Source organism: Paenibacillus sp. Y916 (assembly GCF_056786435.1).
The window spans coordinates 287,714-307,253 of the sequence record NZ_JBXCJA010000002.1; the positions used below are offsets into that span (position 1 = coordinate 287,714).

General features: G+C 41.6%; 16 protein-coding genes. 3 read left to right on the forward strand and 13 right to left on the reverse strand.

The window, feature by feature from the left end:
• Nucleotides 1-91 precede the first annotated feature (91 nt).
• The 4 genes from AC1TO9_RS05520 to AC1TO9_RS05535 form a co-directional block, all read right to left on the reverse strand.
• Nucleotides 92-763: a TetR/AcrR family transcriptional regulator gene (locus AC1TO9_RS05520; RefSeq protein ID WP_482058606.1), complete on the reverse strand. Its 672-nt coding sequence runs from the start codon at nt 761-763 to the stop codon at nt 92-94.
• Nucleotides 764-995: 232 nt separating this feature from the next.
• Nucleotides 996-1,931, reverse strand: a complete 936-nt coding sequence (locus AC1TO9_RS05525; protein ID WP_482058607.1) for an alpha/beta fold hydrolase — start codon at nt 1,929-1,931, stop codon at nt 996-998.
• Between the two features lie 679 nt (nt 1,932-2,610).
• Nucleotides 2,611-2,817, reverse strand: a complete 207-nt coding sequence (locus AC1TO9_RS05530) for an S-layer homology domain-containing protein (protein WP_482053809.1) — start codon at nt 2,815-2,817, stop codon at nt 2,611-2,613.
• Nucleotides 2,818-3,030: 213 nt separating this feature from the next.
• Nucleotides 3,031-3,660: a hypothetical protein gene (locus tag AC1TO9_RS05535; RefSeq protein ID WP_482053810.1), complete on the reverse strand. Its 630-nt coding sequence runs from the start codon at nt 3,658-3,660 to the stop codon at nt 3,031-3,033.
• 169 nt (nt 3,661-3,829) lie between these two features.
• Here AC1TO9_RS05535 and AC1TO9_RS05540 point away from each other — a divergent pair, with 169 nt between their 5' ends.
• Nucleotides 3,830-4,186, forward strand: a complete 357-nt coding sequence (locus AC1TO9_RS05540; RefSeq protein WP_482058608.1) for an MmcQ/YjbR family DNA-binding protein — start codon at nt 3,830-3,832, stop codon at nt 4,184-4,186.
• Nucleotides 4,187-4,224: 38 nt separating this feature from the next.
• Here the strand turns inward: AC1TO9_RS05540 and truA are convergent, their stop codons facing one another.
• A complete protein-coding gene (gene truA / locus AC1TO9_RS05545; RefSeq protein WP_482058609.1) occupies nt 4,225-4,962 on the reverse strand; it encodes a tRNA pseudouridine(38-40) synthase TruA in 738 nt (245 codons plus the stop codon).
• 308 nt (nt 4,963-5,270) lie between these two features.
• Between truA and AC1TO9_RS05550 the strand changes: the two genes are divergently transcribed.
• Entirely contained in the window at nt 5,271-6,989 is a 1,719-nt protein-coding gene (locus tag AC1TO9_RS05550; protein ID WP_482058610.1) for a cellulase family glycosylhydrolase, read from the forward strand.
• 150 nt (nt 6,990-7,139) lie between these two features.
• Here AC1TO9_RS05550 and AC1TO9_RS05555 read toward each other — a convergent pair whose 3' ends face one another.
• The 8 genes from AC1TO9_RS05555 to AC1TO9_RS05590 form a co-directional block, all read right to left on the reverse strand.
• Nucleotides 7,140-8,270 carry an SGNH/GDSL hydrolase family protein gene (locus tag AC1TO9_RS05555; protein ID WP_482058611.1) on the reverse strand — a complete coding sequence of 377 codons (1,131 nt, stop codon included), beginning with the start codon at nt 8,268-8,270 and terminating at the stop codon, nt 7,140-7,142.
• Between the two features lie 162 nt (nt 8,271-8,432).
• The gene (locus AC1TO9_RS05560; RefSeq protein ID WP_482058612.1) at nt 8,433-10,190 is read right to left on the reverse strand and encodes an alpha-glycosidase; all 1,758 of its coding nucleotides are present in this window, start codon (nt 10,188-10,190) and stop codon (nt 8,433-8,435) included.
• Between the two features lie 297 nt (nt 10,191-10,487).
• Nucleotides 10,488-11,606, reverse strand: coding sequence for a hypothetical protein (locus AC1TO9_RS05565; RefSeq protein ID WP_482058613.1), 1,119 nt, complete (start codon nt 11,604-11,606; stop codon nt 10,488-10,490).
• A gap of 123 nt (nt 11,607-11,729) precedes the next feature.
• Nucleotides 11,730-13,679, reverse strand: a complete 1,950-nt coding sequence (abc-f, locus tag AC1TO9_RS05570) for a ribosomal protection-like ABC-F family protein (RefSeq protein ID WP_482058614.1) — start codon at nt 13,677-13,679, stop codon at nt 11,730-11,732.
• A 103-nt stretch (nt 13,680-13,782) separates the two neighbouring features.
• Nucleotides 13,783-13,926: an RAxF-45 family protein gene (locus AC1TO9_RS05575; RefSeq protein ID WP_482053819.1), complete on the reverse strand. Its 144-nt coding sequence runs from the start codon at nt 13,924-13,926 to the stop codon at nt 13,783-13,785.
• 151 nt (nt 13,927-14,077) lie between these two features.
• Entirely contained in the window at nt 14,078-15,598 is a 1,521-nt protein-coding gene (locus AC1TO9_RS05580; RefSeq protein ID WP_482053820.1) for a YcdB/YcdC domain-containing protein, read from the reverse strand.
• A 178-nt stretch (nt 15,599-15,776) separates the two neighbouring features.
• Entirely contained in the window at nt 15,777-17,237 is a 1,461-nt protein-coding gene (locus AC1TO9_RS05585; protein ID WP_482053821.1) for a PstS family phosphate ABC transporter substrate-binding protein, read from the reverse strand.
• A 118-nt stretch (nt 17,238-17,355) separates the two neighbouring features.
• Nucleotides 17,356-18,279, reverse strand: coding sequence for an AraC family transcriptional regulator (locus AC1TO9_RS05590; protein WP_482058615.1), 924 nt, complete (start codon nt 18,277-18,279; stop codon nt 17,356-17,358).
• Between the two features lie 136 nt (nt 18,280-18,415).
• On the opposite strand from AC1TO9_RS05590, the gene AC1TO9_RS05595 reads away from it, so the two are divergent.
• A complete protein-coding gene (locus AC1TO9_RS05595; RefSeq protein ID WP_482053823.1) occupies nt 18,416-19,465 on the forward strand; it encodes a glycoside hydrolase family 88/105 protein in 1,050 nt (349 codons plus the stop codon).
• Nucleotides 19,466-19,540: the final 75 nt, after the last annotated feature.

Sequence of the window (19,540 nt, forward strand, 5' to 3'; positions counted from 1 at the left end):
TTCCTTTAAAAAGACAGAGTTTTTCTGTCGTAATTTCCTCAATAGCTGCTGATGTTTTCCTTTTCACATTTAATATGCCGATAATTAATTTCTATTTATAATAAGTTTTCCTGAGTTCATTAAGGTAACCATCAAGTTCTGCAAGAATATTGTCATAATCCAATTCACTGATCTCTGAGTTTCTAATATCCTCCAGTATCTGATTTGTAAAACCAATATTCGCCCAAAAAATAAGCTGTTTGCATCTTTCAACGTCCAGCCCTTCTCTGAATTTAGATTCATCAACTATATCAAACATTGTCACATGGCATGATGATTGTTTTCCGTTAATTCTTTCCTCTAACTCCTTATTGATTACATCAGATTTAGTACTGGCAGTAATTTTATTGAATTCGAAAATCCAAGGATGCTTTTGCAGTAACTCAATCTGGAGAAGATATGATTGCCGCAATCTTTCAAAAATATCTTTTTCGTTAAAGTTCATTAGATCCAGATATTCTTTATTAATCATGTCAGTGCAATAATCATAAAGGAATAGAAAAAGGTCCTTTTTGCTATTTACATAGTGGAACAATAACCCTTTTGAAATTCCAGACTCTTTTGCAATAACATTTGTCGAGGCATCATCAAATCCTTTAGTGGCAAATTCCTTTAATGCTGCATTTAAAATAACTTCTCTTCTTTTGGATTCCAGTTTCAAAATTTTTGAAATCGTGATAACCACCTTTATATATTTTTGTATTTTACCCCCTAGGTCAATCATATTATAATTTCATTTTCCTATAAGATCAATACGCATCATCCCGTTCAGCATTTTCACATGCTTCACATTGAAGCCGTATGAAGCAATCATATCCGAACTGGATTTGGACATCACGAAACGATTCACCAGTGTTCAATAACAAAAAGCCCCTCAAATCAAAGTCTCTACAGAATTGAAAGTTCTGTAGAGCAAAAAATACCAAATATGAAAGGTATTAAATCAATTTACTTCATTAGCTGTCTACACTATCGAGTAAGTTCCAGATCGCTTCGATCACTTGGTCTGGACAATCCGTGTGGATCGTAGTATGTCCAGCATTCTCGAGTATACGATGCTCCCCACGCGGAACTGAATTTGCTAATTTTGTATAGATCGTACTTTTTATATTATTGAATGGATCAATAGTCTCACGCAGAAATGATTTACTCATGAGCGGAGTCATGAATGGGTCGATCCCCATCGCTGTAAACACAATCAACGGAATATCCGGCATGTCTCCACCATTACGGACTTCGTTATAGAGCTCGCTGTTCAAGTTTTTCCTTTCAGTAATCGTTTTCGATAATGTCCTGACATGATATTCAATCAGCGGTTCACGTATCGAATCTGGCCACTTTGCAAACATCTGCTCGAATAAACCACGAAAAAGCTGCTTGTAAGTTAGGAGTGTCTGAAGGATTGCAAAACCCTGCTGAAAAAGGTAGCGCTTCTTTAACTTTGGTGTATTGGTGAGAAAGTCCTCATGAGCTGGTTCTAGCAGAAGCATCCCAGCTACCTCATCTGGAAATCGTTGGGCGTACAGGCGTGAGTATATTCCACCCAACGAGTGGCCGACGAACAGATAGGGAGCTGGGACACCGGCGGTATGCAAAACACTCCGCAATTCATCAGTGACCTCGAGGGCACTTCGAGGTAGCTTAACCTGATCGCTCCAGCCCGTTCCCGCTCGATCATAGATCACTGATGTTGTACGCTGACTAATTTTATTGTGGATATTTAAATAATCAAGTCCGACCATGCCGGATGCCGGTATAAATACTACTGTTGGACTTCCAGTCCCAGAACAATCGAGTAACAATTCTCGTCCTTCCACGTTGTAGAAACTTCCAATCGGCGATCCACTGCCTAGGGACTTGTTACCTTGGTGTTTGTTTGTATAATCTTTCATCGCTGCATCAAGACCTCCAAAAGTTATTTTTTCTCATACATTGGAATCAGTGAAGATAGCAGCCCAAAAGAACCATGCGAGGCATCTTCAAATCCCCTTCGTGGCAAGTTACTTTAATGCTGCATTTAAAATAACGCCCTTTCTTTTGGATTTCAGATTCAAAACTTTTGAAATCATGATAATAACCATTATATATATTCACACCTTACCTACTAGGTCAATTTCATTGTAACTACGTTTACCTAATAGGTCAATACGCATGAGCCTGTTCAGAATTTTCACATGCTTTACATTGAAGCCGTATGAAGCTAACATGTCCGAGCTGGATTTGGAAGTCACATTGATATGCAGGATGGTCACCTTTGAACTGTAGCTCAGAATAATGAAATCGCGTATTCTTGTGAGTAGAAAACCGTGTGTACATCAAAATATTCCCCATCATGCGTACATTCTCCCTGAAACTGCTTACTCCCGAATATTAAGGGAGTCTCCCTGCTGACTGTTTAGATACCTTTCGACAATTTCAAGCAAAAATAAGAAGGGAGCGTGACTACTACTCCCTTCTTATTTAACAAGTACACATTTGTACGATGATGACTACTTGCTTGCTCATATGTGCCAAGATGTTCAGCAGAACCGTTATGGTCTCTGCTCTTGTAGCGTGGTGTTGAGGAGCGAATTAGTTATTGACTTTACCTTGTCCAATCCCTGCTTGCTTCACGAAAGCAACACTATTTTTCGCCCACGCTGGTATATCCTTGTCATCTGCAAAGTCCGTTGTTGCATTTACTTCGATAGACTGCCCCTTAGTGATTGCGAGTATCGCTGCCATCTCAGCACGTGTAATGTCTGCATCTGGACGGAAAGTACCATCAGATTCCACCATTTACTGCTTGCATGATATTTGACCACTATTATAAGTAAGTGTTAATTACTTATCCACAAATTGGAGAATGCAAACAATTTCACATGAAATACCATCAGCAATATTATTGGGTTGCCAGTTCTTTTTACGTATTATAAAAGAAACGATATTTAAGTAAATAGCCTAAACAAAAAAACCGCTCATGATAAGAGCGGTTAATTTAACTATTGTATCTTAGTCCATCCCATGTTCTTTTCGAATCTTGTACATGCCTTGAACTAACAGCTCTGAAGGGTCCCGATTCAATTGTAAATGTGTGAACAATAGATGTAATGGGAAAGCGCACACGTTATTTCCTTCTTTTATCGCTGGGAATCCAACTTCGAAGATCGGACCGATCTCTTGGTTCCAAGCTAGACCCGCATGAACTTCCTCTGGAGAAAATTCCTCACGTACCTCTGCTATACATTTGGGAACTAACACCTTGTCTATAATTGCTTTCGCTTCGTCTTCGCTTGAGGCTGGTTGTGGAAGAGCTTTGCCTCCCTTATTCTTCATCAGCTCATAGAAGAAAGAAGCCATCCAAATTGCCGGATCATTGCCCGACTGAAACTTTGCAACTAACTCTTGCAGAAAAAAACCACTTGAATAAACATCATTCGAGTCATCCTTCACATGATAAACAAAAACAGGACCATAAGCTTCCAGATTCAACACTTGTCCTTGGACTTCGTTGAAATGCTTTTTCAAAGATACGATGCCGTTATGATGAACTGCCTTTAGGAGCTCAACCCTGTTTTCTTCAGATATAGTTCCTTGATTATTGTTTATTTCTTCGTTGGTTGTCTCATTGTTGGTTTTCATATTCATCTTCACCCCACTTTCTATCATACCATTCCATCACTTGATTTTGTCCATTTAAAAACAGTACAATTAGGAAATCTATTACTTCATGCACTCTCTTCCTCGCAAAATAGTAGTCATTGAATTGTAGATTTGGTGAATAGATTAACTCAAGGAGACATAGACGATCATGGACATAACAGAATTATCCAGTTATTGCTTATCAAAAAAAAGTAGCCTAGAAGACTACCCTTTCGGTCACGATGTTCTTGTAATAAAAGTTGCCTCAAAGATGTTCGCTTTAATTGCCTACCATAATAATCAGCTAACGATCAGCCTAAAATGTGATCCATTTATAGCAGAAAACTTAAGACAACAATACTCTTCGATCATTCCCGGGTACCACTTAAACAAAAACCACTGGAACACTGTCTTGATCGATGGTACCATTCCAGAACTAGAATTATTCACAATGATTGATCATTCTTACGAATTGGTGTTTAAAGGATTAAAGAAATCAGAGAAGGATGCCATTATCCAACAGTAATCCATTTTATTGAATTGAAGTATTACTTTCTCCAAATTCTAAAAATGAATCTTCTCCAAGTAAAGCCCACTTGCATCCGCCATGCCACCCGTTTGGACTCGTTCCTTGGAGAGTAGAATGGTAGGTAGTTCTTCCACCTCTATCTCTCCCAATCCAATCTCGATAAGCGTTCCAATCATCTTGCGAACCATATTATAAAGAAATCCATTCCCGCACACACGTAATTCGATGAAGCCTGCAACCTCTTCTAATTCTAGAGAATAAATTTCACGTACCATCGTCTTTTTATTAGACTTGGCATTGGAATATGCAGTGAAATCATGTTCGCCGATAAAATGCTGACATGCTCTTCTCATTTTTTCAATATCCAGCTTCTTCCTAACATGCATACTGTATTTCCGCATAAAGGGATGGCTATATGCCTCGTTCCATATTTTATACAAATATGTTTTATCTTTGGCATGATAACGGGAATGAAAACGATCATCGACTAGAGTAATCTCCCGAATGCTAATATCTTGGGGTAAATAACTATTCAAAACACTCATCATTTTAGATTCAGTCATATTTTCACTCATTTTAAAATTTGCTATTTGCGCAAGAGCGTGTACCCCCGCATCCGTCCTGCTTGACCCAATGATTTCAATCGGTCGACCTACCATTTCGGATATCGCCTTTTCAATTTTCCCTTGAATCGTATTTTCATTATCTCCCAGACGCTGCCAGCCCTTATATCGTCCACCATCATATTGAATGGTTAGTTTATAATTATTCATTGTTTTCCCCTTTTTCCTTTAACATGATAGTTGCGATTGCGTTTAGTATTATTCCGTTAATTATATAGGATTGTTCACCGAGAAGCACATATTTACACAATTTTAATTGTGAATTTTGATTATCACTAATTTACATATGATTTCCTTACAAATTAGCATGGTATTTTTGGCGAATATTATATGTTAGTCTTATTTAGATAGCGCTTTCATAACTTTTGATATTTTTTTATGAAAACGTTATCGAAACCATCTGTACCGAATCAAGATCATATTTATGTATCAAAATTTATCTATTAAAGGAGAACTCAATGACTACAAAAATGCACAAATCTTTCTTATCACTCACCATTGTCACTGCCCTTCTACTCTCTCTGTTCTCTTCCGTTACTTCCGCTGCTCCCACCGATGAGCAAGCTACGGTAGCACCCAAAAGTAAGATGCAATCGTATGTAGACAACATGCAACCTGGATGGAACCTTGGCAATACATTGGACGCAACAGGTGACGATGAAACATCCTGGGGTAATCCGCGTATAACCAAAGCGCTTATTAACGAAATCTCCGCACAAGGCTATAAAAGTATTCGACTTCCCATCACATGGGATAATCACATCGGTGAGGCACCAGATTATACTATTGAAAAATCCTACCTCGATCGTGTAGAAGAAGTGGTTGGCTGGGCGCTAGATGCAGACCTGTATGTGATGATTAACATCCATCATGACTCTTGGCTATGGGTAAGCCATATGGAAGAGAAACATGATGAAGTTCTGGCACGTTATAACGCTGCCTGGACCCAAATTGCTGATGTCTTCAAGGATCAATCGGACAAGCTAATGTTCGAAAGTATTAATGAGCCACGCTTCACTGATGGTGGCAGCACGGATGAGACAAAGATGGAAGATATGCTAGTGGAACTCAATACATCCTTCCATACCATCGTCCGCAAATCCGGTGGCAACAACGCTGAGAGACCACTGGTCCTGCCTTCATTAGAAACTACTCCTTCAGAAACAAGAATGAATGCGCTTTATAAGACCATTACAGCGCTGAACGATCCAAATATAATCGCAACCGTCCATTACTATGGCTTCTGGCCATTTAGCGTGAACATTGCGGGTCACACGACATTTGATAAAGATACAAAGAACGATATTACTCAAACTTTTGATAACGTATACAACACTTTCGTTGCTAAAGGGATTCCGGTTATCATCGGTGAATACGGCCTACTTGGCTTCGATGTAGATACAGGTGTTATTGAACAAGGTGAGAAGCTGAAATTCTTCGAGTACCTAACTCATTATGCGAAAGAAAAAAAATTAGCTACGATGCTTTGGGATAACGGTCAGCATTTAAATCGTACGACTCATAAGTGGTCAGATCCTGAACTGCATAACATCTTGATGTCAGGTTTGAAGGAACGTTCAGCAACTCTTGAATCCGACCTAATCTTCCTTAATAAGAATTCTAAGATTAAGGACACGAACGTTAATCTTAACCTGAACGGTAATAAATTCAAAACGATTAGTGCCAATAATAAATATTTGATTGAAGGAAAAGACTACACCTTGAAAGGCGAAGTACTTACCTTAAAGGCAAGCAAGCTTTCTGCACTCACCGCTTCCAAGAAAATAGGTGAAGAGGTGGTCTTTACTGTCAAATTCAACAAAGGCGTAACTTGGAAGCTAAAACTGACAGTGTCAGACACAGTTAAATTCAGTAATGCAAAAGGTACAACCGAAGTTTTTGCCATTCCAACTATCTTTAACGGCAATCAACTTGCCACGATGGAAGCCGTATATCCAGATGGCAGCAATGCAGGTCCACAAGACTGGACTCCATTCAAAGAATTCGGCTATACATTCGCACCATCTTATGACACTAATGAGATCAAGTTGCTTCCGAACTTCTTTAAAGATGTAAAAGACAGCGATGTGACTTTGAAATTCCATTTCTGGAATGGTGATGTTATTTCCTATAAGATCACGAAGAATGGAACGAACGTTGTCGGTACAGTTTTGTAATAGCTATTCATGCGAACAAGCAGAAGTTATAATTCCTTATATTTCCAATAAAAGGCGTTCTCCAGAGAGGTTTCTGGAGAACGCTTTTTGATCTTGAGAAACCTATATTTTCTCCAGTAACTCTATTCCTCATCCAATACGCCGAGCGCTTTATTTTATCGACAAAATTTCTTTTATATACCCAGTTAATTCTTTTGCTGCCTTCTCGTGGGCTAATATTCCTGGATGACTTCTTGCACCTACTGTTTCATCACTCATATTGGGTAGTTGATAAACCGAAACCTTCCGATCTCCAGTTTTTTTAGTATAACAATCTACTGCGCGGTAGATAGCTGGCATCAAGGGTACACCTAGCATTCCATATGCCCATATAATATGTGCCTCTTTATTATATTTTCTAAGCTTAATAATAAAATTTCCGACTGCTTCCTCAAAGGATTTTAAATCATCTGCATTATAGGTGCCATCTTCATTTAATCGTTGTTTATACCTTTGCCCATTTACTTCATCTATCCACTCTGGTGAATGAAAAGCACCCGCATCATTTGTTCCAAGATTAACCACCACAACGTCTGGCTGCCACGAATAAAAATCATTTTCTTTCAATGCTCCTAAAGCTTCATTTTTCACTCCAGTAAGAAGTCCACACACTTTATCGTAATATTTAGGAATATTAGCATGTGGATTATTGTCCCAGCTTGTAAGTACACCCCATCCACTTTGAGATATCATTCGATAGTCTGCATTCAAAGCTTCTGCTGTTATCGTACTATAATTGTTTGATGCGCTAAACCACATCGAAATCCAGTCTTCTTCCGTCTTTGACCCAATAATTCCTTCCCCTGAAGTAATACTGTCTCCTATAAACTCAACCTTATATGGTTTCTCCTCAACAGCCAACAATTCCCCATCAAACTTCACTGCATGGATCTGTAGTGAGCAATCAGGATCTCCACTCATCGCCTGGACCTCTTTTACAATACGAACATTTTTCACAACATCCTCACTCATCCCTCTAAATACACAAACCCAATACCTCCCTGCTGTCAGCATTTGTCTACTTACAGGAACAGAGTTAATTATTGTGCTAATCCAAGGCTCATAACTTTCATAATCCACTTCTACTTCAATCCATAGTTCAGAACCCTTTGCATTTAATTCAATAGCACTTCCTGTCCAAAAAAGAGTCAATGGGGAAAGACACCCTGTTGTTCTACCATGAACTTTTAAATTTTCGATATCCGCTAATGTATGTACCTCTAACCTTTCATTCTTCTTCATTGTTGTTCCTCCTTTATTGAATATTTCAGTTCATCTTAATAACATATACTATCTCGGCTATTTCCTTTCCCCATCAATATTAAGCACCCCACATTCATGGAGTGCTTTGCACGAAATGAAGATTGAGAGCTATAATGAGCATCCTAATGTTATGGTTCTTGATTATTCACTCTTAACCTTCCTATGCAATATCGCATACCCAAAAGGTGGAAGTTCCAAGTTCAATTGACCATGCACAGTTGTAACTAGTGTATCGGACACTATGTCCATCCAGCCTTCTCCCGTTACCGTTGTCCGAAATGCAGAGGCTTCTTCTGAATTGTTAATAAGAATAACGAACCGATCCTGAGCATCTCGGCGCTCGTAGATTAAATTCCCGTCGTTCGCCTGATCCTGTAGAAAGGTGAGCATTCCGTCTTGTAACGCAGAATATTGGTGTCGCAAAGTGATTGTTTTCTTGAAAAATTTGAGTAAGTCACCATTCTGCTTCTGCGGATCCCATTCCATACATTTGCGGTTATCAGGGTCATGCTCCCCGTCCATACCAATTTCATCGCCGTAATAAATACAAGGAGCGCCTGGGAACGTAAGTTGGAACAAGGAAGCTAGCTTCATCCGTTCTATGCTATTTCCACACAACGTGAGCAACCGCACCGTATCGTGACTGCCGAGCAAATTAAAAGCAACTTCATTCACTTGCTGTGGATAGCTACTCAATTGTCCGCCAAGCCTATTAACGAACTGACTTGCTCCGATCCGATCATGTGCAAAAAAGTCCAGGCATACCTTCGTAAATGGATAATTCATGACCGCATCGAATTGGTCGCCAAGTAGCCACGGTAGTGCATCGTTCATAATTTCACCAACAATATACGCGTCTGGATTGACATCCTTTACTGTTTTTCGGAACTCCCTCCAGAAGGCATGATCAACCTCGTTCGCTACATCGAGTCTCCAACCATCGATTTCAACTTCTTCTATCCAATACTTCGCTACCTTAAGTAGGTAATCCTTCACTTCAGCATTTTCGGTATTCAATTTCGGCATGATCGGCTCGAAGCCGAACGTATCGTAAGTCGGTACGCCATCCTTCACCGTGAGCGGCCATTCATGCACGTGAAACCAATCGGCATAAGGAGAGGTATCACCATGAGCCATCACATCTACAAACGGTTCAAATGTGTGACCGCTATGATTGAATACTGCATCAAGCAATACGCGTATTCCCCGCCCATGACAGGCTTTCACGAGCTCTTTCAATTTGTCATTTGTACCGAAATGCGGATCAATCTTTAAGTAATCCTTCGTATCATATTTATGGTTAGTCGTTCCTTCGAAGACCGGATTCAAATAAATTGCATTGATGCCAAGCGTAGTGAGATATTCAAGATGATCGATAATACCTTGCAGATCGCCTCCGAAAAAGTTAATTGCGCTAGGCCTACCTCCCCATGGCTCTGTCCCTTCAGGATCGTTGCTCAGGTCCCCGTTCGCGAACCGTTCCGGAAATATCTGGTAGAATACTGCCTTCTTCACCCATGCTGGTGGCGTAATGACGTCAACGGGATTAAGGAAAGGAAAGTCGAACAGCCCTTCATAAAAGATCACAGGTGAATCGTCATAAAAACCTTTCTCCAACATGTAAACTGTTTTCTCTCCGTCGTTTAGCGCAAAATAATAAGCCAATCTGCGGAATGTCGGCTGTACGGATGCTTCCCAGTAATCGAATAGAGCGTCGGAGGACCATAATCTCATGAGGATCATAGTATTAGCCTTATCCCAATCGTACTTATCGCCACAAAAGAGATTAATCTGTTGGATATCAGCTTTCTTCGTCCGAATCCGGATATGCAAAGTCTGATCATCATAGGCATAAGACCAATTAAATTTTGCACGGTGATAAATAGCTTCTATATTCATATTTGTATCATTCTCCTTTTCCCGGGACAATGCAAAAAGGGCCCAACCCACGTATACACGAGGTTGAACCCAAAGGTTACATTGCCCTTTAATTACCATCAGACTAACATAGCATCTTTATTTCGTCAATAACAGGACCATATTGGATGCAGTCTTTCCTAAAAGTGGTTGTGCTGCCGCTCGTCGGGTATATGAGTGATGACATCGTCCATATCTAGTTTTTCGAAAATCTCATTGATACTTCCCAATGAAAAGTAACAAAAAAAAGCTCAAACATCATGTTTGAACTTCATCAACTTACTCTGGCCATTCAAAAGATTCATCCGCAACCTCTCGCTTCATCTCATTGAAGAACCAAGTGACTCCCTTCCACCAATCTGGATCCTCGGCATAGGTGAGATTTAACCATTGAATCGGGTGACTTGCTCCTGGACGACGACCACTAATATTAAATACTGTCCGTGCTGCTATCGTAGCTGAACCTTCAATCGTTGTATTGTAACTCTCCCAACTACCAAATACGTTAAAAGGATTATTCGCTATTTCTTCAGCCCGCGTATGATCCTTTCGAACGAATCCTTGTTCTTGTCCAGTAATCGCGAACAACAAGAGAGGGTGAATATTGAATTCCTTGCTTGCTTTCACAATCGCGGACAAATAAGGTTCCTCGGCTAACATGGAGTTTTTATCCCGCAAATATTGCTGCAAACGTTTCGTATCTATAGAAACATATTCGAAATCTTTAGGAATTCCATCGACTGGCTCCTGCTTCACATTCTCATTCAACTTAAGTTCTAGCACTTCACCTGTTACATCTGGTACGAGTACAGACGACTGTTGATCCCATGGAAGTGGCATAATCAGTAATAAGAAGAGAATAACGGCTGCCGAACAAACTATCGCGATCGATGATCTCCTTCGATCGAACCATTCTTTGTTCCATACTGGAACAACAGGCTCACTAGCAACGGCAATTTCCCTGCAGACACTAAGGTCCTGTTGATCCAATTCCCGCTCCAGTGCTTGAAGTGATACTATTCTTGTAGGCAATAGTTGCTGAGACCAATGAAGAAGATTGTTTCTAACCACTGCTTCATCCACAGGAGATTCAGATCTACTGCACACCCATGCAGCTAAGGAGGATAATAGATCCTCTTGTCTCAAATCCAAAGACATACAATGTTGAAGCACATCTTCCGCATGAATGACGAGGGTTTCTCTATGCTTCATAAGAAGCTCATGACAAATCTGCTTCTTCACCTCATCTGGAAAAGAAGGAAGACGGCTCTCAATGATCCGATGCACCGCATCGGCTAATATCGGTGCCCGTTGCTTCGGCTCAAGACTGCGATGCTTGTCTTCAATATAATGCTTCAGTCGTACAACTTCTCCACCAGATAAAACATACTCTTGCATCCTAATGATCCCAGCCCATCCTCAAGTTCAGTTAGGGATACATCCCCTTTGAAAGTGATTCCACGTTCGGGCTGGAATATCCTTCTTGAATGTATCAACAAAATCATATGCAAATTGTAAAAGTCATCCGTTCGACTCTTCCATCCACAATTCCAGAAGATTATCAAGCTGTGATTGTCTCTCTACCCGCTCATGCCACCTTGCTTCAAGTTGAAGTGTATCGCCCATATGATCTAGACTATGAAGATCTTCGTCGGCACGGATTAGCTCCTCTTCAAGTATAGCAATATCAAGTTCCAACTGCTCAAGTTTCCGCTCGTTTGTACGACTCAAGTCGCTGCTTTTACCCGCTTTGACTCCTTGTTTCTGCCGATCAGTAGCGAAAGTTTTCCCTTCGGTTATACGTGATGCACCACTCACCAATTTGCTCTCTTGCGACAACCGTTCTTCACACTTCCCCTTAAAATCATCATAATTACCGAGATATTTAGCAATCTTACCTTGCTTCAGCTCCCACACGCTCTTCGCTAGACGATTAATGAAATAACGATCATGGGAGATTGCCAATACCGTTCCTGGATAATCTTCCAGCGCCTCCTCCAATGCTTCGCGTGAAGCCATATCAAGATGATTCGTCGGCTCATCCAGCAGAAGTAGGTTCGGCTTACGTCTTACAAGCACTGCTAGACGCAAGCGAGACCATTCACCGCCAGAGAGCATTTGCAACGGCTTGAAAACGTCAGCGCCAAAGAACAAATATTTCGCCAGCACATTTCGTGCTTCGCCTTCCTCCAAACTTCCCTCAGTCTGAAAATATTCCAATACCGTCAGCTTATTGTCGCTCACTGGTTCTTGCTGAGCCAAGTAACCCATTTCCACACGTGCCCCTCGCTCGACCTCACCTGCATCCGCCTCAAACGAACCTAGCAGCAGGTTGAACAGCGTCGTTTTTCCCGATCCATTATCCCCCAATAACACGACCTTCTCACCGTACAGCAGACTCCCCTCTGCTCCATTCAAAATCACCTGTGTCCCGAATTTCTTCGTCAAACCCTCGAATGTGATCACCTTTCGCCCAGAACGATCAAGTGGGGACAGATCGAAATCCGCCGTTTTCTGCTCCAGGACGGGACGCTTTACAGCCTCCATTCTTTCTAAAGCTTTACGAATCGATGCTGCCCGTTTGAAAAATTTCTCATTCCCTGCAACTCGCCCCCATTCCTCTAACTGACGAATCGTTTCTTTCATTTTTTTCATCACCTTCTGCTGCTCTTGAAACTGCGCGAACTGTTGCAAAAGACGTTCTTCCTTCTCCTTCATATATCCACTGTAGTTAGTAAGATACGTATAAGCCTCTCCATCCTCCAATTCAATCATCTTCGTACCGATAGCATCGAGGAAATAACGATCATGCGATACGATAATACATGCGCCATCATAACGTTGAAGAAACTGCTCCAGCCACTCTATCCCCTTGAGATCTAAGTGATTCGTCGGCTCATCCAATAGCAATAAATCTGGACGGACAACTAATTGGGACGCCAGAACAATACGAGTCTTCTCACCACCGGACAAACTGCCAAACATCCGCTCATCGTTGCTACGATCAATCTGCAATCCACTTGCTACTTGATCAATAGCCGTATCCATCTCATAACCGCCACTTCGTTCAAAGCGTTCCTGAACTACTGCATACGTCTTGAGCAGAGCCTCCATCAGTTCAGGATTGACAACAGCCTCAGAGCTGGACATCTGCTGTTCGATAACGAGCATTTCCTGCTTAGTGACCATCAGTTCCCGATAACCATAAGCTAGTACCTTATATACGTTTAGTTTCTCGAACTCGGCAGGAATTTGTGGCAAATAACCAATACGTAATCCCTTCTTGATCGTTAGCATACCTTCATCTACCCGCTCATGGCCCGCAATTAACCGGAGTAAACTCGATTTTCCGCTGCCGTTACGGCCTATCAGACCGACTTTCTCACCGGTTTGGAGTTGAAGCGTTACCCCGTCCAATACAAGATTTGCAGCATGGTATTTTTTTATTTGTTGAATATTAACTATTATCATTTCAAAAGCCTCCTATTTAGATGAAGACCCTAACATTTGATGCACAAAAAGAGCCGCAGCAACAAGCCCGCGACCCTCAGGATGGTAAAAATATCCGTTGTGGTTAAGGTAGGCGTCTTCTCACGAATGGTTCAAACGTATGTTCAGAATTGGACAGACTGATCCCGTTCGTGAAAAATGTATGAACAATACCAGCCATAGAAATCGGCAGCTGGCTAATACGGTTATTGACCATTTCGTGATTCACCTACCTCACCCCCTTCACATTAATTTCTATACTTTAACATAAATAATGATGTTAAGCAATGCTTTCCATATGTGTGGAGTCGGTAATAGAAGCTTACGTTTGTTGATGGTATAACAATGGTTAATAAAACTAGGGTTTTAGGATAATATAACTACTTTCCATAAATAGGTTCGCCCGAAACTGCATCTATATACTGTAAAGTTCGTTTCTCCCCCCACTCATTGCAGGTAGTCGCGGTCGGTTCATATAATAGCCGATATGCAGTAACCTCTTGATCAGGGTCTAAGTGCCACTCAAGATGAAGTTTCATCTGTTCGGCATAGTAATCAAATACGGTTTCCGACTCGAGAATTGGATTGAAACTGCGTCCTACCAATTCTAGAATCATCTCATAAGAAACACCCATATAGTTACAGACGTCTCCCGTCGATGTGCTAACACTGATCGTTATTCTCTCATGGTTCACGGGGATTCCGTCGATATAAACGGGCAAATAGAAAAATTCACGTTCGCACGGTTCCCCATCTGATTCATCTTTATCAATTTCAAGTTGGAGATAATCGTTGTAGTCTGGAAATACGATACGCAGAAATTGTTCAGCCTTCTTCCAACACTGTTCCCGGTTTAGCGCCGTTTCTCCTTCCTTCACCCGATCTAACCAGTGATACCCGACCAGACGTCCAGTCGTCTTCTCCAGTTGTACCATGATCGAGGAGTCCCTAAAATTACGCAGATTTTTACCCCATTTTCGTTCCATGTAAGCATCTCTTGACAAGGGATCCCGTTCTGGGTTCTCCTCCTCCTGCCCCCTTAGTTGATAAAAGGATCTTATTCTCTCCCCGTCATCCGTCGACTTCTCTAGCACATAATGCTCTAGATTGATCCCAAGCCGTTGTTCCCAGGACACCGTCTCGTCAGTAGCAGGCGTCGGAACAGTATCGATTAGCACCAAAGGGCGACTTGGCGGCATGACGTAGTGTTCAGGACCAAACAGATCACGACCTGTAACAGCATCAATACTTTGATGGCCTAAAATCGGTTCATACACTAGTCGATATTCCTGTTCGGTTCCTTTCATTTCATACATAGAAGGATGTAGGGAAACAATCGTTAGTGCCATCCGTAAATTGCTCCGTATATCCTTCATCACAGTATCCGCATCCACAATGGGGGACGGCCATTCAGGCTTCCGAGCCTTATTAGCCTTTCCCCCATCTAGATGATATCGTACGACGTTTAGTTCTGTATCTAGCGTCAGCCAACAACCTGTGCCGGGTAGAGGCAGCCCGCCGACTTCCTCGCGAAACGTAAAGTCGACTCTGTCTCTTCTTTTTTCAAGTAAGACTGACGTATATTCCTCAGGATAGGGAGCAAACTTCGCAACGAATTCATCGGCTACCGCTCTAGCCTTCCCATCCATGCCTAACCGTTTAGCCTCCTCCTTGGTCTCTCTCACTTCTTCCCGATCAATAGCAAGCCGTGTCAGGTGTCCGGTTACCAAATCCAGTGTGATCTCAATTGTGTGATCCCGATTTGCAGGGTCCTCCCAGATAAAGCACCGTTCTTTCTCATCGCCTTCGGGCATGTTGTCTTCCATCTCTAGCTGATAATACTCGGGTATCATAACAATGGTTTTCGCTCTAGCCAAAAGCTTCTCTTTATCGATTGACACGTTTTCCCTCCTACTAAAGTCATCCTTTTACGCAATCATTACAAGCAATACCTATGAGCAATACTATCACATCTATTCTTTCAGACCCATCAATATCAAGCACTCTACATGTGTCATATACATGATTACAAACATCCTCAAACAAAGAAATGGCACATGTGAGCTACTTCCTTAGCAATCAAGGAGTTGTTAATCTCACATAGCCCACTTCCTCTACCAACTGTTGGCCTTGAGGTCCTTGCATCCACTCTAGAAATGGAGCAATCATTGGCTTAGGATTATCCTTCCTCAATGTAATAGCATACAAATGAGCGGAAAATGGATAAGTGCCATTTGAAATATTATCTTCATTGGGTTCCACCCCGTTGATAGCAAGAAGTTTAATACCCGTGCTTTGATTCATACCTGTTGCAAAAAAACGAAATGAAAACCCAATTGAATTTTCATAATTCCGATAATCAGCTACTTGCTCTAGAATTCCGCCCATACCGCGTGGTACCTCTTCTTTTAAAGGTTTAATTATAGGTGTGTCTCCCATAATCTTTTCCAAAAGGGTCTGGCTTCCCGAATTTTCGGGACGTTGGAATGCAACGATCTTCTTGTTCTTCCCACCAACTTCTTTCCAGTTCTGAGTCTTACCGGAGTATATGTCTGTAATCTCTGACACCGTCAACCCTTTGATCGCATTATTTTCGTTCACAAAGAATACGAATGCTTCCTTACCGATGGGTGTCATGACTAGTTCATGCCCACTCTCTTTTGCCATTTTCAGCTGATGCGCAGACGGTTCTGCCCCAAAGTAAATGTCAACTTCTCCTCTCAATAACCGTTCATAAGCATAAATAGTGTTTGTGAAGCTGACGAATGCCCCCTTAGAATCCCCTAAATCCGTCTGGTCGTATGTGGCCTGAGCAAAAGCAGAGTAGACAGGAAAAGCCGCTTCCGCTCCATCTAAAATAAGCATACCTTTGGAATCTTCAATTCTAAATTGCGCTTCTTCTGCCAGCCGTGGCAATCGATTACTAGGATTTGAAACGTCATATGGCCACAAATCAGTACTTGAGTAGCCTCCTCCATGCTCAAATCCATAAGAAAGCAGTACGGTTTGGCTACGCTGCCACTGCACTGAGCCTCCGATTCCACCTGCTATTAAAATAACGATAGCTACGGAAATCAACTGTTTACTATGTATTTCAACCCTTGGCAGCCGCGTTCTCTCTTTCAAGAAATATCCTAATACAAAAGTCGAGTGAAAAAATAAAGGGGCTAATAAATATAAGATTCCCGTCCCTCCGAATGAAGCCATAAAGCTAATAGGGAGAAACGGTATATGCAACAAGGCGTAAGCACCCCATATAGGGTCTCCATAAAAACCATCACTGATTAACATCCCTACAGCCCAGACCACAACAGTGTAACCTAGTGGATATACAACGGGTAAATATCTTTTACCAAAACTACCAGGAAGATGTCTGTCCATAGCCGCAAATATACCCGATGCTATTCCACTTATGGGCATTAACACCATTGTAATGTTCACCAAGCTCAAATTTGTGTTCATCAAAGCTAACGTCAGTATGGAAAAGGTGAATGGTAACAAACCACAATATAATAGCAATATCCGTAATACGTATCCCATTGTATTCACTCCTTCAGATTGGCATAAGATCAAAAGTAAGTTAATCGAATCATTATACCATGGCAGTTGAATAGAAGACCGCCATGAATAGGAATATACCGAACCAACCGTATCCTATCTAAACGGAATGTGCGGATCGATAGCGGCTAGGAGTCATCCCAGATAAACGTTTAAAAGTATGGCAAAAGTGAGAAAGATCTTGAAAACCAACAGTCGCTGCGACTTCCGTGATCGGCAGTTCAGTTCCTTGTAAGAAGTCCTTTGCCTTATTCATTCGAATAGTGATCAAGGATTCATTAATAGAGGCTCCTGTATTCTGCTTAAATATCCTGAATAAGTAGGAACGCGACAAATGGAACTGTACACATAACGTTTCTGCGCTAATTGGCTCGTGGTGATGCTCCATCATATAACAGAGAATGTTCTCGACCAGCCTTTTCTGTTCACAGCTCCCTCCTTGATCTTCACCCGTTTCAAATTGATAACGTCCTAGTTGGGCAAATAATTGTAGGATGAGGCTTTTGACAATCAAAGGATAGCAAGGCTGTTTCTTATTAATTTCCCTTTCTAGTTGGGCCAGCGTATCCTGTAAATTCAATAACTGTCGGCCATTTAATTGAAAATGAATCGAATCATTATCTGGTTCTGGAAGCCATTGTCTAATTGTAATAGAAGAAGCCCTATCTTCTACATATAAATTTTCCAAATAACTTCTTTGGACCGCAAGAACATAGCGATGAAAGGGCACACTCCTATCTGGCCTCGAAAGATGCAACGCCATTGGACTGACAACGGTGAACGTTCCCATTCCCAGAGTATGTATCTGTTCACTGGCAATGAAATTACCATTTCCCTGTACACATAAATAAAGCTCAAATCCATTATGGGAGTGAAAATGTGGCTGTTCTAAGCTCGTTGTCCGATACGAGCAGTGAACTGGGAAATCCGATAGTATCGCATTCGTGAATTCATCCACTACGGATTCTGGCATATGAGACTCATCCTGCATATCGTACTTTTTAATAAGCTCCTCACTCTCCACTGTTTGTTCCCCTTTCCACTTATTTCTAATATGAAAGACAATATCCCAAACCGATAAGACGATAGACCAAGATTCACTTCATTCTACAATGTATATTGAATGTATACCTTTACACATCCATGGAGGAATGAATCGAATGCCAAATACGATTTCAAGCAATATTTTAAATCAAACTGCAGACCAGGTTTACCAATTTATGTTATTGGATCATCTGGGTAATTGGGGGATGGATATCCATCATTGGGACTGGGTTCCCGGCGTCGGTGTCATATCCATGCTGGCCTATTATGAAAGTACACAAAAAAGGGAGGTATTGGATGGCCTCGTCATGTGGGCACGCAGAAACATGCAACAATCGGAACATGTGAAAGTCATTAATTCCATGGCTCCTTTTACTATCTTCCCCGCCCTCTACGTACACACACAGGATCCTATATTTCTCGAGCAAGCCGAATACATCGGACGTTGGATGCTTACTGAAGCACCCCGTACCCGAGAAGGAGCATTCGAACATACGGTCACTGAAAATGTTAGCTTTCCAGAACAGGTGTGGGCCGACACTATCTTTATGGCGGTGTTATTCTTAGCACGTCTTGCTCACCTAACCGGCGAAGCCATCTATGCTAGGGAAGCCATTAAACAGTTGGAACTTCATTTGAGTCTGCTTGAAGACAAAGAAACCGGCGTATTGTTCCATGGTTGGAATTGCATCGCACAGGATCATATGTCCGCTGCTCGTTGGACTCGCGCTAATGCCTGGATCGCCGTTGGAACGCCTATGATTGTGCAGGAGTTGAAAGGATTAGCCTCTTTATCAGAGCAAGCTATAGAACGTTATCGCGCTATGATGCATGGACTAATTCACTTTCAGCAGTCTGATGGACTGTGGACTACCGTCATGGATCGATCCGATTTCTATCCGGAAGTCTCGGGAAGTGCCGGCATTGCCTGCGGAATCCTAAAAGCAGTTCGTCAAGGCTTATTAGACAACTCTTGCCAAGATTCGGCCTTTAGAGCTTTGGATGCCATTATGATTAAGATACTTCCAAGTGGAGAGGTAACTAGCGTTTCTGGTGGTACGCCAGTTATGCCTTCCATTGAAGCCTATAATGAAATTCCTTGTCATCCTACGCTTTATGGGCAAGGGCTTGTTCTAATGCTACTCTCTGAGTTGTATGTTAAGTAACTACACTTCAAACTCTATATCGTATAAAGAGTCTCAATGCTTACACCATTGAGACTCTCTTTGTAACATAACCTA